Raw genomic sequence first — 15,780 nt, 5'->3', positions numbered from 1 at the left:
ACATCGTCCGGCTCCTCTCCCAGAACGTGGCGCCGAACTCACCGTCCGGCGATGTGGACACAACCACTGTGCCTGTACGTCGAGTTGGGCGCCACTGATTAAAAAGCCCGGGAATGACCGCGAACGCCCGCTACCGGCGCCGCCACCTGCGGCGGCGCCCCTTGCTGAAGAACCACCCGGCGGGCGGTTCGTCCGAGCGCCACGGCTGCGGCTCGGGCTCCTCACGGCGCCAGCGGGCGGCAAGCATCCGGGCCCGGGCGGAGGGTTCCGAGGTCTCGGCCCCACGTATGAAGTCGTCGTCCAGGACCAGGCTGTCCCAGGTGTCGTCCCCGGACCGTTCGCGATCCTCGTGCTGCGACGTGCCGCCTGCCATCCCCGTCCTCCAGTTCGTGCAGTGCCCCCGGTCGTCCAGTGTGCCCGGACAAGGGTGAAGCCTCCGTCAAGAGCGGGCCCGGTCAGGGGCCCGCTCTTTACTCCGCGCCTGCCTACTCCTCACCCGCCAGCGTCAGCGACCGCAGCTTCTGCCCCGCGTACCAGGTGGCGAGGACAGTGACCACCGCCAACAGCACTGTCGCCGTGGGCAGAGCGACATCCGACGTCACCATGTCTCCGCCGGCGACCTTCTGCGCCACCGCCAGCGACCACTGCTGGACGCTCAGCGTGCGCGCACCCTCGACCAGGGAGCCGAACAGGGCCTCCCAGACGAGCGCGTAGACGAGCCCGAAGACCACGGCGTGCCGGGACACCGTGCCGAGCAGCAGGAAGATCGCCGCGTACGCGATGGAGGCGACCAGCGCGGCGACCGTGTAGGCGACGGCGATCTGCTGGCCGTTGCCGTTGAGGATGAAGCCGGCGATGAAGGTGGGCAGTGCCGAGAACACCATGGTCACGGCGATCGCCACGATCAGCTTGGTGAAGATGATCGTCGGCCGTTTCACGGGCTTGGACAGCAGATACACCACCGAGCCGTCGTCGATCTCCGGCCCGATCGCGCCCGTGCCGGCGATGACGCCGATGATCGGCACCATGGTGGCGAGCGCGAGCCCGCCGAGCAGGTCCGACGCGGTCTGGTCGTCGGCGCCGGCGAGAAAGCGCACCAGCACGGAGATGATGATGAGCAGCAGCGGCAGCGCGCCCAGGATGAGGGCCCGGCGGCGGCCGAGCAGGGCCCGGTAGGTGAGTCGGGCGACTGTGGGGTCGTACATCTTCGGCCTCCTACGCCGCGACCAGATACGAGAAGACGGACTCGAGGGACTCGTCGGACGGCGAGACCGTGAGCAGGCGGATGCCGTGGTCGCGCGCCACCCTCGGCAGCAGGGCGGTGAAGCGGCCGAAGTCGACGGCCTGGATGTGCAGCGCGCCCTCGGCCAGGTCGACCTCGATGCCGGACGTCGACGGGTCGGCGATCAGCGCGGCCGCGAGGGCGCGGTCGTCGCTGGAGCGCACGAGGTAGCGGTGCGGGCGGTCGGTCATCAGGCGGCGGATCTTGCGGAAGTCACCGCTGGCCGCGTGCCGTCCGGCGACCACGACCTCGATGTGCCAGGCGAGTTGCTCGACCTCTTCGAGGATGTGGGACGAGAACAGCACCGTGCGGCCCTCGTCGCCCATCTTCCGCAGCAGGTCCATCAACTGCATGCGCTGACGCGGGTCCATGCCGTTGAAGGGCTCGTCGAGCAGGAGCAGCGAGGGGTTGTGGACCAGGGCGCTCGCCATCTTCACGCGCTGGCGCATGCCCTTGGAGTAGGTGGAGATCTTGCGGTCCTGCGCGTACTCCATCTCGACCGTGGCCAGGGCCTTCTGGGCGGCCTTGGCGCCCAGGCCGTGCAACTCGGCGTTGGCGACGACGAATTCACGGCCGGTGAGGAAGTCGTACATCGCCTCGCGCTCGGGGACGATGCCGATGTGCTTGTAGATCGCCTCGTTGCGCCACACCTGCCGGCCGTCGAGGGTGACGGTGCCGGTGGAGGGAGCGAGGAAGCCGGCCATCATGTTGATGAGGGTGGACTTTCCGGCGCCGTTCGGGCCGAGCAGGCCGGTGACGCCGGGGCCGATCGTCATGGTGATGTCGTTGACGGCGACCACGTTGCCGAACCAGCGGGAGACGTGGTCGATCTGGAGCGTGGTCACAGTCCCACCTTCTTGTAGCGGCGCATCAGGAGGCCGTAGCTGGCGGCGATCAGACCCAGGGTGACAAGGACGTAGACGACGCCTTCGCCGTTGCTCGGGCCCACCCCGCCGGGGAACGCCGAGCTAGCGCCCAGGAAGGCGGACTGCACGCCGTCGATGAGGGTGACGGGCGAGAAGAGGCCGATCCAGGCGATGGCGTCGGCGCTGCCGCCGCCGTTGATGGACTGCGCGTCGGCGATGGCCTGGAGCGTGGAGACCGCGCCGTAGGAGATGGTCATGACGGCGATCACGGCCGCGATGCCGAAGCCGCGGCGCGGCGTGAACGACGCGATGACCAGGCCGATGCCGGCGAAGAGCAGCGAGAGCAGTGCCACGGAGACGAGTCCCTGCGCGAATCCCTTGGTCTGGTCGGCGAAGTCCAGCTTGGCCAGCAGGGCGCCCACATAGAGCACGATCAGCGGGGCCGCTGTGAGGATGAACAGTGCGGAGGCGAGCGCCGCGAACTTCGCGCGGACGTAGTCGGCGGTCTCGATGGGCCGCGAGAAGTACAGCGGTACGGTCTTGAAACGCAGGTCGCGGGAGACCGACTGGGGTGCCTGCGAGGCGACGTAGAGACTGATCACGGCCTGCATGACGATCGCGTAGCGCGTGTAGTCGACGGGAAGGTCGTTGGCCTTGGTGGCGACCGCGACGGCGACCATGATGGCCGCGGGCACGCACATCACCACGAACAGCAGCATCGGCAGCACCTTGGACTTCACCGAGCGGCCGAGGCCGTAGGCGCCGCGCAGGGACTGCGAGTAGAGCGAGCGGGTGGCGTAGGAGCGGCCGAGGCGGGGGCCGTCGTAGGTGCGGTAGCCGATGTTGTGGATGCGGGTCTGGTCACCCGCCTGGGTTGCTACGGGGTGCTCAACCGCCATGGCCGACCGCCTCCTTCCGCTGTGTGTCGGTGCTGTGCTCGCTGCCCTGCTCGCTGTCCGTGAAGACCTCCGAGATGTGGTGCCGGCGCTGTTCCATGCGCACGAGGCCGAGGCCGAGGTCGGCGACCACGTCCCGTACGAGGTCGTAGGTCTCGTCACCCTGCGCGGTGAGCAGCAGGATGTGACCGGCGCCGGGCAGGCCGCCGCTGCCGTCGAGTACGTCCACCCCGCGCGCGTGGAGCGCGTCGCGCACCGCGCGGGTGCCGTCCGGGTGGTCGTCGGTGTCGGTGACCTCGATGGCGAGGGTCGTGGTGGTCTGGGTGAAGTCGGTGGTGGAGCTGGAGCGCAGGAGCTTGCCGCCGTCGATGACGACGACGTGGTCGCAGGTGCGCTCCAGTTCGCCCAGCAGGTGCGAGGTGACCAGGACCGAGATGCCGAAGTCCGTGTGGATGCGGCGGATGAGTCCGAGCATGTCGTCGCGACCGACCGGGTCGAGGCCGTTGGTCGGCTCGTCCAGGAAGACCAGCTGCGGGTCGTGCACCAGGGCCTGCGCCAGTTTCACGCGCTGCTTCATGCCGGTCGAGTAGCCGCCGATGGGGCGGTAGCGCTCCTCGTACAGACCGACGTGACGCAGGGTGTCCGCGGTGCGCTCGCGCGCGGCGGTGGGCGGCAGGCCCGACATGCGGGCCATGTGCACGACGAACTCGGTGGCCGAGACGTCGGGCGGCAGGCAGTCGTGCTCCGGCATGTACCCGACCCGCTCACGGATGGCGGCGCCCTTGGTGGCGACGTCGAGTCCGAGCACCTCGGCTCGGCCCTCGGTGGCGGGGGACAGACCCAGCAGGATCTTGATCAGTGTGGACTTGCCGGCTCCATTGGCTCCGACGAGTCCGGTCACACCGGGCCCGACGTCCACGGAGAGCCGGTCAAGCGCGGTCACCCTGGGGAACCGCTTGCTCAGGCTTTCGGTCGCGATCACAGTCACGCTTCGAAGGTAGTGACGCCGACCACGCTGGTCGTCACCCCGCAGAGCTGTCTTGAGGTCAGACTCCAGGAGTACGGGTCCCTAGGGGTCACCCTGAAGTCGAACAACGCGACCTAGGTTTTCCACATGCGCGAGGTTTTCCACAGCTCTCGGCACCCCTATTGACGCAGCCTCTAACAACTGTCACATTCGCCAGTGTCAAGTTACGGGCACGTACCGCAGTCAGCGTGGACAAAGTGGGGCGGTGGCATGACTACGGCGGTGGCAGGCGAACTCCGTGCGGATTCCGCGGAACTGCGTGGGTTCAGACGGGTCCAGCGGCTGGCGTACGAGTGCGCGGAGGCCGTCGCGGCGCAGCTGGAGCCGGGTATCACCGAGCGCGAGGCGGCGCGCATGCAGCGCGAGTGGCTGCGCGAGCGCGGGGTGCGGGACTGGTTCCATCTGCCCTTCGCCTGGTTCGGGGACCGCACGGCGTTCGTCGACTTCCGCATCCCCCTGCAGTTCTTCCCGACCAACCGCCGCCTCGAGCCCGGGATGCCGTTCATCCTGGACATGGCCCCTGTGTACGAGGGTTACACGGCTGACATCGGCTACTCCGGCTCGCTCGGCATCAACCCCGTGCAGGACAAGCTGATGGCCGACCTGGAGGCGCATCGCGAGCTGATCCTGCGCGAGGTGCGCGAGCGGCGGCCGCTGCGGGAGATCTACGAGGACGTGGACCGCCTCATGGTCCGCCAGGGCTATGCCAACCGGCACCGCGCCTATCCCTTCGGTGTGATCGCGCACAAGGTCGACAAGGTGAAGCAACGCCGCTGGTCAGCTCATGTCTTCGGGTTCGGCACCCAGTCCCTGAAGGGCCTGGCGAGCGACGCGCTGCACGGTCATCGCGAGGGCTGGTCCCCGCTGTGGTCGCCGTACCGCTTCTCCGACCATCCGCCGCAGCCGGGCCTGTGGGCGGTCGAACCGCATCTCGGCTTCCGGGGTACCGGCGCCAAGTTCGAGGAGATCCTGGTCGTCACCGACTCCGCGGACCCCGAGGAGAGCGCCTTCTGGCTGGACGACGATCTGCCGCATGTGCGGCGCTGGGCGGAGGAGAAGTGACGGTGCCGGTGACTCTTCAGGGTGCGCGCGAGCGCCGGGTACGGACCGGCGGTGTCGAGCTGTGCGTCGCCGAGCTGGGCGATGCCGGGCAGCCGACGGTGGTCCTCGTGCACGGCTATCCGGACAGCAAGGAGGTGTGGTCCGAGATCGCGCCGCGGCTGGCCGACCGCTTCCACGTCGTGCTGTACGACGTCCGGGGCCATGGCCGGTCGACGGCGCCCAAGCCGCTGCGGGGCGGCTTCACGCTGGAGAAGCTGACCGACGACTTCCTGGCCGTCGCGGACGCGGTCAGCCCGGACCGGCCCGTGCATCTGGTGGGGCACGACTGGGGCTCGGTGCAGGCCTGGGAGTTCACCACGGTCAAGCGCACGGAGGGCCGGATCGCCTCCTTCACCTCGATGTCCGGACCGTCCCTCGACCACTTCGGGCACTGGATCAACAGGCGCCTGAAGCGCCCCACCCCACGCCGGGTCGCCCAACTCCTGGGACAGGGCGCCAAGTCCTGGTACGTCTACGCGTTGCACACGCCCGTACTGCCCGAACTGGCCTGGCGCGGTCCCCTGGGCAAGCGCTGGCCGAGGCTGCTGGAGCGCTTCGAGAAGGTGCCCGGCAACGGCTACCCGACCTCGTCCCTGCCGACGGACGCGGCACACGGGGCATGGCTGTACCGCGACAACGTACGGTCCCGGCTGACCCGTCCACGCCCCGACGCGTACGCACACGCGCCCGTGCAGCTCATCACGCCCCTCGGGGACGCCTTTCTGTCCGAGCGGCTCTACGACGATCTGGAGCTGTGGGTACCGCAGTTGACCCGGCGCACGCTTCCCGCGAAGCACTGGATCCCGCGCAGCCGCCCGGACCAACTGGTGTCGTGGATCACGGAGTTCGTGACATCCGTTGAGGGCGGGCGGCCGGAAGGGGTGACGGCGACCGGGAAGTACGCCGATCGCTTCGGCGGTCAGTTCGTCCTGGTCACCGGCGCCGGCAGCGGCATCGGACGGGCGACGGCGTATGCGTTCGCCGAGGCCGGCGCGCGCGTGGTGGCCGTCGACCGGGATGCCGAGGCCGCGGTCCGCACCGCCGAGATGTCCCGTCTGATCGGCGCGCCCGAGGCCTGGGCGGAGACCGTCGACGTCTCCGACGAGCAGGCCATGGAGAAGCTCGCCGAGAAGGTCGCCGGCGAGTACGGCGTGGTGGACGTCCTGGTGAACAACGCCGGGATCGGGCTGTCGGGTTCCTTCTTCGACACCACTCCGGAGGACTGGAAGAAGGTCCTCGACGTCAACCTGTGGGGGGTCATCCACGGCTGCCGGCTCTTCGGCAGGCAGATGGCCGAGCGCGGGCAGGGCGGCCACATCGTCAACACCGCATCGGCGGCGGCGTATCAGCCCTCCAAGGCGCTGCCCGCCTACAGCACCTCCAAGGCGGCCGTCCTGATGCTCAGCGAGTGCCTGCGCGCCGAACTGGCGGGCCAGGGCATCGGTGTGACCGCGATATGCCCCGGCTTCGTCAACACCAACATCACCTCGACCGCGCACTTCGCCGGGGTCGACGCCGAGGAGGAGAAGCGGCGCCAGAAGAAGTCCGCGCAACTGTACGGGCTGCGGAACTACCCGCCGGAGAAGGTCGCCGACGCGATCCTGCGGGCGGTGGTGCGCGGGGAGGCCGTCGTTCCGGTGACACCGGAAGCGCGCGGGGCGTATCTCATGTCGCGGTTCACGCCGAAGACGCTGCGCCGGATCGCACGGCTGGAGCCACCGCTGTGATCAAGGACGACGCAGGTCACGAGGGGCACGCGGCGGTCGCACAGACGACACCGCGGGCGGCCTGGAACTAACGGCACGGCAGGCGGAGGGCACGACAGCGGACGGAGTGAGCGAGCGTGGACCAGGCGTACCGGATCGAGGACCTCGCGCACCTCAGCGGTGCCACCGTCCGCACCATCCGCGCCTACCAGGACCGCGGCCTGCTCCCCCGCCCCGAGCGCCGTGGCCGCGCCAACGTCTACTCGGACGCCCACCTCGTCCGCCTGCGCCAGATCGCCGACCTCCTCGACCGCGGCTACACCCTGGCCTCCATCAAGGAACTCCTGGAGGCCTGGGACGCCGGTCGCGGCCTGGGCGGAGTGCTCGGTCTGGCCGCCGAGGTGGACGGGCCGTGGACCGACGAGGAGGCGGTACGGATCTCGCGCGCCGAGCTGGACGAGCGCTTCGGCGGCACCCCGGACGACGCGGCGGTGGCTGAGGCCGTGGAACTCGGCGTACTGGAGCCGGTCCCGGGCGACCCGGACTCCTTCCTCGTGCCGAGCCCGCAAGAGCTCGCCGTGGCCGTCGAGTTGCACGCGGCGGGTGTTCCCCTGTCGGCGATCTCGGGTCACCTAAGGGAGTTGAGAGGTCAGGTCGAGCACATCGCCGCCCGTTTCCTGGAGTTCACCACCGAGCATGTCTTCGCCCGCTATCTCGACGGACCACACCGCCCGACGGATGCCGAAGCGGCCGAAGCGGCCTCACTCGTACGCCGGCTGCGCCCGCTCGCCCAGCAGACGGTGGACGCGGAACTCGCCCGCGCTATGCGCCTGTTGGCGGTGCGGCACCTGCGTCAGCACCTGGGAGCGGACGAGGAGCCGGATCCTCGCAAAAGCACTCGAAACGTGCCGATCCCGTTGGGGACAATGCAGGCTGTGGAAGGACTGGTTGGCCAGAAGCAGGCTGCGGAGTTCGTCGGTTTGGCCGTCGAACGGGAGTTGCGGGCACGAGCTTTGGACCGGCTCGCCACAAATCACAGTTCATCGGCTGATCTTGATGAAACCCCTTGAGGCGTCGGCTCGTTGTCCACAGAATCGCCAATTCCCCTGTGGATAACCTTACTTGGTTGTGGATCAAACATGGGGAGCGAAATCATTCGCGTGATTCATGCCGCTCGCGGCAGGCTGGAGACATGGACGAAAGACGCACCGTGAAGGTGTCGAAGTACCTCTCGAAGCACCTGCGCCACCAGCCCGAGCGCATCGGGCTGATCCTCGACGAGGGCGGCTGGGTCGAGATCGACACACTGATCGCCGCGGCGGCCGCGCACGGATTCCGCTTCAGCCGGGAAGAGCTGGACCACGTGGTCGCCGCCAACGACAAGAAGCGCTTCGCGATCGAGGGCAACCGGATCCGGGCCAGCCAGGGCCACAGCATCGACGTCGACCTCGGGCTGTCCCCGGCGACGCCCCCGCCGTACCTCTACCACGGCACCGTGGCTCCCCACCTGGACGCGATCCGCAGCGAGGGCCTCAGGCCCATGAACAGGCATGACGTGCACCTCTCGGCCGACCGCGAGACCGCGACCCGGGTCGGCGCCCGACGCGGCCGCCCCGTGGTGCTCCGCGTGGACGCCGGCGCCATGCACCGCGACGGCCATGTCTTCCATGTCAGCGCGAACGGGGTGTGGCTGACGAAGGCCGTGCCGCCGGAGTACCTGCGCTTTCCCGAGTCGCACTGAACCGCATTCCGGCGCGCCCTCGCCGCCGAGTACGGGCGCGAGATCGAGGTGAGCCATGACATCGGCGCTGACCAGACCTCCCGCCGCAGCTCCGCGGGCGTCGGCGTGATCACCGACCCGGACGGCTCACCGCCCCACGAGGCACGGGGCACTCGACGCCCTCGACGGTGATCAGCGCGTCGTTCTCCGGGTAGAGCCACACGTCCACCCGGGGCAGGCTGCCCAGCTCGACGTAGCCCACGTCAAGGCCCGCCGCTTCCCGCCGGGCTACTTCCTGATCGTGCCGCTTCCCGGCGACCGTACGCACCGGGAGTTCATGCCGATGATCAACCTCACTCCGTGGCTGAGCAGCCGCGTGCGGTGACCGTTTCACGTGAAACCCATCCGGCCGCTTAGGCTCGAAACATGAGTCTGCGCCTGAGCACCGTGATCCTCCCGTATCGTCGCTGGTCGGAGGGGGGACGCGAGGCATGGCAGCGCGCGGAGCAACTCGGCTTCCACAGCGCGTACACCTACGACCACCTCTCCTGGCGCAGCTTCCGGGACGGCCCGTGGTTCGGTGCCGTGCCGACGCTGACCGCCGCCGCGGCCGTCACTGACCGAATGCGGCTGGGCACGCTGGTGACCTCGCCGAACTTCCGGCACCCGGTGACCCTGGCCAAGGAGCTGATCTCCCTCGACGACATCTCGGGCGGGCGGATCACGCTCGGCATCGGCGCGGGCGGCACCGGCTTCGACGCCACCGCACTCGGGCAGGAACCCTGGTCACCGCGCGAGCGTGCCGACCGGTTCGCCGAATTCGTCGAGCTGCTGGACCGGCTGCTGACCGAGGACTCGGTGTCGTACGAGGGCGACTCCTACTCGGCGCACGAGGCTCGCAACATTCCTGGCTGTGTGCAGCGCCCCCGGCTGCCCTTCGCGGTCGCGGCGACCGGGCCACGCGGGCTGCGTCTCGCGGCGCGGTACGGGCAGGCCTGGGTGACCACCGGCGACCCCAAGCTGTACGAGAACGGCACTCCTGAACAGTCGGTTCAAGCCATTCGCGGACAGGCCGAGAAGCTGGCCGACGCGTGTGCCGAGATCGGCCGTGACGTGGCCGGGCTCGACAAGATCCTGCTCACCGGCTTCACGCCGGACCGCGGCCGCCCGCTGGAGTCCCTCGACGCGTTCGTGGACTTCGCGGGGCGCCACCAGGAGCTGGGAATCACCGAGATCGTGATCCACTGGCCGATCCCGGACTCGGACTTCGCGGCCGACGTGAAGGTCTTCGAGCAGATCGCCATGGACGCGGCCGCGCAGCTGCGGTGAGGCGGGCAGGCGCAACGGTGCTGGTGAAGGGGTTGTCGGCGGCGTCCTCAACGGCGGTTTCTCCTCAGACGCCGCCTCAGATGTGCGGACTGCCGCACGGCCGTGCAGGCATATGCGGGAGAATGACCCGGTGACCTCAGCGACTCGACGGCCCCAGACCCCGGCCTCCCCCGAGCCCTCCACTGCGCTCGAACAGGGCAAGACCCCCACGGTCCGCCCGCGGCTCATCGCCACCGACCTGGACGGCACCCTGCTGCGCGACGACAAGTCGGTCTCCCCCCGCACCGTCGCCGCCCTGGCCGCGGCCGAGGAGGTGGGCGTCGAGGTGTTCTTCGTCACCGGCCGCCCGGCCCGCTGGATGGATGTCGTCAGCGACCACGTCCACGGTCACGGTCTGGCGATCTGCGGCAACGGCGCCGCGGTGGTCGACCTGCACGGCGGCCCCGGCGCCCACCGCTTCGTGAAGGTGAGGGAGCTGGCGCGGGAGAACGCGCTGGACGCCGTACGGCTGCTGCGGGACGCGGCACCGGGCACGGTGTACGCCGTTGAGCAGACGTACGGCTTCTACCAGGAGCCGGACTACCCCAAGCTGCACATGGAGATACCGGACGAGCTCGCTCCGGCCGAGGACCTCCTGGCACCGGACGGCCCCGGTGCCGGCGAACCGGTGCTCAAGATCCTCGCCTACCACCCCACGCTCGACCCCGACGCGTTCCTGTCGCTCGCCCGTCTCGCCATCGGCGACCGCGCCAACGTCACCCGCTCCAGCCCCAGCGCCCTGCTGGAGATCAGCGGCCCCGGCGTCTCCAAGGCCAGCACGCTCGCGCTGTGCTGCGCCGAGCGGGGTATCTCGCACGAGGAGGTCGTCGCCTTCGGCGATATGCCGAACGACGTGGAGATGCTGACGTGGGCGGGCCAGTCGTACGCGATGGGCAACGCACACCCGGATGTCATCGCCGCCGCGTCGGGGCGAACGGTCGCCAACAACGACGATGGCGTGGCGGTCGTGATCGAAGAGCTGCTGGCGGAGCGGAACCAGACCTAGACCCAGACCTACCCGAGCCGCACTCCCCGCGCCGTCAGCCACGACACCGGATCCACCGCCGAGCCCATCTCCGCGGTGACCCGCACCTCGAAGTGCAGGTGCGGGCCGGTCGAGTTGCCGCTCGTGCCCGACTGGCCGATCCACTGCCCGGTGTCGACCCGTTCGCCCTGGTCGACGGCGACGGCGGCGAGGTGGGCGTACTGCGTGTAGTAACCGTCCGCGTGCCGCAGCACGACCTCCATCCCGAACGGGCCTCCACAGGACACCCTGGCCACGCTTCCGTCCCCGACCGCCCGCACCGGCGTGCCGATCGGCACCGCGAAGTCCTGCCCGGTGTGCAGGTTCGCCCACCGCTCCCCACCGCTGCCGAACGCCGCGGACAGCTCGTACGACTCCAGAGGCTCGACCCACTCGCTACTGAAGTCCGTCCGCGGCTGGTCCAGCCGGGCGGCGCCACGGCAGGAGCCCGCGGCCACGGAGGCGTCGGCCTGCCCCTGCAGCTGCCACCGAGCCTCTTCGAGCTTCTGCTCGATGTCCTTCTTCAGTTCGGCGAGTTCGGCGTTGCGCTTCTCCAGGTTCTTCCAGGCCGCCGCCGCCCTGGCCTCGTCCTTGGCGAGCCTTGCCTCGGCGCGGCGGCTCTTCTCGATGGCGGTGCCGACGGCCATGTTCGCCCGCGAGAAGACGCGTTGACCGCGCATCAGCTCGTCCGGGTTCTTCGCGAGGATGATCTGTGCGGTGATTGGCATGCCGCCGCCGCTGCGGTACTGGGCGCTCGCGATCCGGCCGAGGTCCTTGCGCAGGACGCCGATCTCCCGCCGCTCACGTTCGAGCAGCACCTCGATCCGCTGGGCCTTGGCCCGCTGCACCTCGACCTTCCGCCGGCCCGCCTCGTACCGCTGGGTCGCCCGGGCCGCGTCCGCGTACAGCCGCACCACCTGCGCGCTGAGAACGGAGTCGCCACCGGTTCCGGTGCCGTTGTGGCCCGGGGCGCTCTTACCGTCGCCGACGGCGCCGGCGGGCAGGGCCGCGAGGACGGCGAGCGCGCACAGCAGCGCCGGTACGAGCAGGAGACGACGACGGCGATGTGAGCGCATGTCAGCGATCGTGGCCCGCAAGGCGGGTCACGGTCCTGTTCAGGTCGTACGCCTGGGGGATGCGTTGCTGCGGACGGGTCAGTACTGGTGTTGACGCGAGCGGCCACTGGGCTGCGCCGGCGCCGCTCGTCCGCGCCCGGTCGTTCCCTTCCGACGAGGAGACCGGTCGCTACGGCGTCCCCACCAGCTGATCCGCCTGCTCCTCCCGCGCGAGCATCCCTCGCAAGGGCCCGTCCGCAGCGGCCAGCTCCGCGAACGCCCCCCGCTGCACCACACGCCCCTCGTCCAGGACGACCACCTCGTCCACGGCCTCCAGCCCGGCCAGTCGGTGGGTGATGAGCAGGGTCGTACGGCCCTCGGTGGCGGCCAGCAGGTCGGCGGTGAGGGCGTCCGCGGTGGGCAGGTCGAGGTGCTCGGCGGGTTCGTCGAGGACGAGGACGGGGAAGTCGGCGAGCAGTGCCCGGGCCAGCGCGAGCCGCTGCCGCTGCCCACCCGACAGCCGTGCCCCGTGCTCGCCCACGAGTGTGTCCAGCCCGTCGGGCAGACCGTCGGCCCAGTCCAGCAGCCGGGCTCGCTTGAGAGCGTCGCGCAGCTCGTCCTCGGTGGCGTCCTTCTTGGCGAGGAGCAGGTTCTCGCGTACGGAGCTGTCGAAGAGGTGCGCGTCCTGGGCGCACAGTCCGACGAGCCGCCTTACGTCGTCGCCGTCCAGCGCGTACGCGTCCACGCCACCCAGCGTGTACGAGCCCGACTCCGCGTCGAGGAACCGCAGCAGCGCCTGCGCCAGTGTCGTCTTGCCGGACCCGGACGGCCCGACGACGGCGATCCTGCGGCCCTTCTCCAGGGTCAGGTCGAGGCCGGCGAGCGCGTCGCGGTCCTGCCCCGCGTGGCGGGCGGTCAGGCCCCTGACGGCCACCGGGAAGGGCGACACAGGTGCCTGTCGCGGCCGCTCCGGTTCTCGTACGGGTTCGGGGGCGTCCAGCACCTCGTAGACGCGCTCGGCGCTCTTGCGCACCCGCTGCCGGTACTGCACGGCCAGCGGTAGGCCCAGGACGGCCTCGAAGGCGGCTAGCGGGGTGAGGACGACGACGGCCATCGTCACGCCGCCCAGCCGTCCGGCGCCTACCGCCTGGGCGCCCACGAGGGCGGTGACGGCGACGGTGAGCCCGGAGATCAGCGCGGTGAGTCCGTCGCCGAGCGCGGTTGCCGTGGCGGCCCGTGAGGCGATCCGGGTGAGCGTTCCGTCGGCCCGCCGCGCTTCGGCCGTACGGCCGCGCAGTGCACCGGCCACGGTCAGCTCCGCGGTGCCGGTGAGCAGATCCGTCACGCGCGTCGCGAGCACTCCCCTGGCGGGGGCCAACCTGCGCTCGGCGCGGCGGGCGACGGCGCCCGTGACGAGCGGGACTCCGGCGCCGGCCGCCAGTAGGCCGGCGGCGAGCACGGCTCCGGCCTCGGGCAGCAGCCAGGCGGTGAAGCCCACGGCTCCGGCGGACAGGACGGTCGCGGCGGCGGCGGGCAACAGCCACCGCAGCCAGTAGTCCTGCAGCGCGTCCACATCCGCGACGAGCCGCAACAGCAGGTCGCCCCGCCGGGTGCGGCGCAGCCCGGCGGGCGCCAGCCGCTCCAGCCGCCGGTACACGGCGACCCGGGTATCGGCCAGCATCCGCAGCACGGCGTCGTGGGACACCAGCCGCTCGGCGTACCGGAACACAGCCCGCCCGATACCGAAGGCCCGAGTAGCCGTGACGGCGACCATCAGATACAGCACCGGCGGCTGCTGCGAGGCCCGCGAGATGAGCCACCCTGAAGTGGCCATGAGTCCGACAGCGCTGCCGAGCGCGAGACTCCCGAGCAGCAGTGCGAGCGCGAGGCGGCCGCGCCGGGCACCGGACATGGCGCGGACGCGGGCGAGGACACCCTGTGCGTCTGTCGTGCGCGACTCGGCCTGGGCGTCATCCGAGGTGGAGCCGTCGTGTGCGTCCTGCTCGATCGGACGGTCAACGGACACCTTGGGCAAGCCTTCTGCCGGCGCAGCTGCCTCGGCCACCGGTGCTTCGGCTTCCACGAGCCGCACGACCCGGTCCGCCAGTCCCAGCAATGCCGGCCGGTGCACCACCAGCAGCACCGTGCGGCCCACCGCCAGCCTCCGCACGGCCTCCACGACCTCGGCCTCGGTGGCCCCGTCGAGCGCGGCCGTCGGCTCGTCGAGCAGTAGGACAGGCCGGTCCGCGAGGAACGCCCGGGCCAGCGCGAGCCGCTGCCGCTGCCCCGCCGACAGCCCGGTCCCGTCCTCACCCAGCATGGTCTGCACGCCCTGGGGGAGCGCGTCGACGAACTCCAGTGCCCCGGCGTCGTCCAGCGCCCGGCGTACGGCAGCCTCGTCCGCGTCCGGGCGCGCCAGGCGTACGTTCTCCGCGATCGTCCCGGCGTACAGGTGCGGCCTCTGCGGCACCCAGGCGATGCGCGAGCGCCACTCCTCCAGATCGAGCTCGGCGAGATCGGCTCCCCCGACCAGCACCCGTCCCTCGGTCGGCCGCACGAACCCCAACAGCATGTTCAGCAGCGTCGACTTGCCCGCGCCGCTCGGACCGACGAGCGCGACCGTCTCCCCGGGCTCGATGGCGAAGGACACGGCCGACACGGCGTCGGCGGACCGTCCGGGGTAGCGGACCGAGACGCCCTCGAACGCGAACGACGCCGTGCCCGTCGGTACCGCCGCGCTGCCCGACGTCGGCACCGGAGTCTCCAGCACCTCGAAGATCTCCTCGGCGGCCGACAGCCCCTCGGCCGCCGCGTGGTACTGCGCGCCCACCTGACGCAGTGGCAGATAGGCCTCCGGGGCCAGCACGAGGATGACCAGGCCGTCATACAGATGCATCTCGCCGTGGACCAGCCGCATGCCGATCGTCACGGCGACCAGCGCCACCGAGAGCGTCGAGAGCAGTTCCAGCGCGAAGGACGAGATGAAGGCGATCCGCAGCGTCCGCATGGTCGCCCTGCGGTACTCGCCGGTGATCTGCCGGATCGACTCGGCCTGCGCCTTGGCCCGCCCGAACACCTTCAACGTGGGCAGCCCGGCGACCACGTCCAGGAAGTGTCCGGACAGCCGGGACAGCAGCCGCCACTGACGGTCCATCCGGGACTGCGTGGCCCAGCCGATCAGCATCATGAAGATCGGGATGAGCGGCAGGGTGCCGACGATGATGGCTGCGGAGACCCAGTCCTCGGTCACGATCCGTGCCAGCACCGCCACCGGCACGACCACCGCGAGGCCCAGCTGCGGCAGATAGCGTGAGAAGTAGTCGTCGAGTGCGTCGACCCCTCGCGTGGCTAGGGCGACCAGCGATCCCGTCCGTTGGCCGGTCAGCCAGCCGGGCCCCAGCTCGGCCGCACGCTCCAGCAGACGCCCCCGAAGCTCCGACTTGACGGCAGCACCGGCGCGGTGGGCGGCGAGCTCGGTGAGCCACGCGACTATTGCGCGGCCTACCGCGACAGCCGCCAACAGCAGCAGGGGAGTGCTGAGTTCGGCTGCGGACATCCCATGTTGGAACGCCCCCACCACCGTCTCGGCGATGAGCATCGCCTGGGCGATGACCAGTCCCGCGCCGACGGCACCCAGGCCGACGACCGCGATCAGGAAGAGGCGCGTGGCGCGGGCGTATCGGAGAAGACGCGGATCGATCGGTTTCACGTGAAACATGCCCTTCGGTCCAGGGC

At 70.4% G+C, this 15,780-nt stretch carries 13 protein-coding genes and 1 pseudogene; 7 read left to right on the top strand and 7 right to left on the bottom strand.

The annotated features are described in order from the left end of the window. Window positions 1–130: 130 nt before the first annotated feature. The 5 genes from IF78_RS0124980 to IF78_RS0124960 all read right to left on the bottom strand — a co-directional run bounded on the left by IF78_RS0124980 (window position 131) and on the right by IF78_RS0124960 (window position 4,026). Window positions 131–373 (bottom strand): SGM_3592 family protein, encoded by a 243-nt coding sequence (locus IF78_RS0124980; protein ID WP_031484776.1) that lies wholly within the window; start codon window positions 371–373, stop codon window positions 131–133. A 112-nt stretch (window positions 374–485) separates the two neighbouring features. Beyond that, window positions 486–1,205, bottom strand: coding sequence for an ABC transporter permease subunit (locus IF78_RS0124975; RefSeq protein ID WP_031484773.1), 720 nt, complete (start codon window positions 1,203–1,205; stop codon window positions 486–488). A gap of 10 nt (window positions 1,206–1,215) precedes the next feature. Continuing rightward, a complete protein-coding gene (locus tag IF78_RS0124970) occupies window positions 1,216–2,127 on the bottom strand; it encodes an ABC transporter ATP-binding protein (RefSeq protein WP_031484771.1) in 912 nt (303 codons plus the stop codon). Continuing rightward, window positions 2,124–3,047, bottom strand: a complete 924-nt coding sequence (locus tag IF78_RS0124965; RefSeq protein ID WP_031484768.1) for a membrane protein — start codon at window positions 3,045–3,047, stop codon at window positions 2,124–2,126. The genes IF78_RS0124970 and IF78_RS0124965 overlap by 4 nt, the downstream gene beginning before the upstream one ends. Beyond that, entirely contained in the window at window positions 3,037–4,026 is a 990-nt protein-coding gene (locus IF78_RS0124960) for an ABC transporter ATP-binding protein (protein ID WP_031484766.1), read from the bottom strand. Before IF78_RS0124960 ends, IF78_RS0124965 begins: the two co-directional genes overlap by 11 nt. 255 nt (window positions 4,027–4,281) lie before the next feature. Here IF78_RS0124960 and IF78_RS0124950 point away from each other — a divergent pair, with 255 nt between their 5' ends. From IF78_RS0124950 to IF78_RS0124920, 7 genes and pseudogenes are all read left to right on the top strand, one after another. Further along, window positions 4,282–5,133, top strand: coding sequence for a M24 family metallopeptidase (locus IF78_RS0124950; RefSeq protein WP_031484763.1), 852 nt, complete (start codon window positions 4,282–4,284; stop codon window positions 5,131–5,133). A gap of 8 nt (window positions 5,134–5,141) precedes the next feature. Further along, on the top strand, window positions 5,142–6,899 hold the full coding sequence (locus tag IF78_RS0124945; protein ID WP_031484761.1) for an SDR family oxidoreductase: 1,758 nt from the start codon (window positions 5,142–5,144) through the stop codon (window positions 6,897–6,899). Between the two features lie 116 nt (window positions 6,900–7,015). Beyond that, on the top strand, window positions 7,016–7,948 hold the full coding sequence (locus IF78_RS0124940; protein ID WP_031484758.1) for a MerR family transcriptional regulator: 933 nt from the start codon (window positions 7,016–7,018) through the stop codon (window positions 7,946–7,948). A 122-nt stretch (window positions 7,949–8,070) separates the two neighbouring features. Then, on the top strand, window positions 8,071–8,619 hold the full coding sequence (locus tag IF78_RS0124935) for an RNA 2'-phosphotransferase (RefSeq protein WP_031484756.1): 549 nt from the start codon (window positions 8,071–8,073) through the stop codon (window positions 8,617–8,619). 12 nt (window positions 8,620–8,631) lie between these two features. Beyond that, window positions 8,632–8,983 (top strand): annotated as a pseudogene (locus IF78_RS50915) (hypothetical protein); the annotation flags it as partial. Window positions 8,984–9,024: 41 nt separating this feature from the next. After that, window positions 9,025–9,927, top strand: coding sequence for an LLM class flavin-dependent oxidoreductase (locus IF78_RS0124925; protein WP_031484751.1), 903 nt, complete (start codon window positions 9,025–9,027; stop codon window positions 9,925–9,927). 130 nt (window positions 9,928–10,057) lie between these two features. Then, the gene (locus IF78_RS0124920; RefSeq protein ID WP_031484749.1) at window positions 10,058–10,972 is read left to right on the top strand and encodes an HAD hydrolase family protein; all 915 of its coding nucleotides are present in this window, start codon (window positions 10,058–10,060) and stop codon (window positions 10,970–10,972) included. 8 nt (window positions 10,973–10,980) lie between these two features. Here IF78_RS0124920 and IF78_RS0124915 read toward each other — a convergent pair whose 3' ends face one another. Together IF78_RS0124915 and cydD are read right to left on the bottom strand one after the other, a co-directional pair. After that, a complete protein-coding gene (locus IF78_RS0124915; RefSeq protein ID WP_031484746.1) occupies window positions 10,981–12,066 on the bottom strand; it encodes a M23 family metallopeptidase in 1,086 nt (361 codons plus the stop codon). 169 nt (window positions 12,067–12,235) lie between these two features. Beyond that, window positions 12,236–15,763 (bottom strand): thiol reductant ABC exporter subunit CydD, encoded by a 3,528-nt coding sequence (gene cydD / locus IF78_RS0124910; RefSeq protein WP_031484745.1) that lies wholly within the window; start codon window positions 15,761–15,763, stop codon window positions 12,236–12,238. Window positions 15,764–15,780 lie beyond the last annotated feature (17 nt).

The sequence above is a fragment of the Streptomyces bicolor genome (genome assembly GCF_000719285.1).
In the GTDB taxonomy this organism is placed as follows: domain Bacteria; phylum Actinomycetota; class Actinomycetes; order Streptomycetales; family Streptomycetaceae; genus Streptomyces; species Streptomyces bicolor.
This window is presented reverse-complemented; position numbering and strand designations above follow the sequence as displayed.

Excerpts from the sequence above, each read along its gene's own strand:
- IF78_RS0124980 (WP_031484776.1), bottom strand. The coding sequence starts at position 373 with ATGGCAGGCGGCACGTCGCAGCACGAGGATCGCGAACGGTCCGGGGAC.
- IF78_RS0124975 (WP_031484773.1), bottom strand. The coding sequence starts at position 1,205 with ATGTACGACCCCACAGTCGCCCGACTCACCTACCGGGCCCTGCTCGGC.
- IF78_RS0124965 (WP_031484768.1), bottom strand. The coding sequence starts at position 3,047 with ATGGCGGTTGAGCACCCCGTAGCAACCCAGGCGGGTGACCAGACCCGC.
- IF78_RS0124950 (WP_031484763.1), top strand. The coding sequence starts at position 4,282 with ATGACTACGGCGGTGGCAGGCGAACTCCGTGCGGATTCCGCGGAACTG.
- IF78_RS0124935 (WP_031484756.1), top strand. The coding sequence starts at position 8,071 with ATGGACGAAAGACGCACCGTGAAGGTGTCGAAGTACCTCTCGAAGCAC.
- IF78_RS0124925 (WP_031484751.1), top strand. The coding sequence starts at position 9,025 with ATGAGTCTGCGCCTGAGCACCGTGATCCTCCCGTATCGTCGCTGGTCG.
- IF78_RS0124915 (WP_031484746.1), bottom strand. The coding sequence starts at position 12,066 with ATGCGCTCACATCGCCGTCGTCGTCTCCTGCTCGTACCGGCGCTGCTG.
- cydD (WP_031484745.1), bottom strand. The coding sequence starts at position 15,763 with ATGTTTCACGTGAAACCGATCGATCCGCGTCTTCTCCGATACGCCCGC.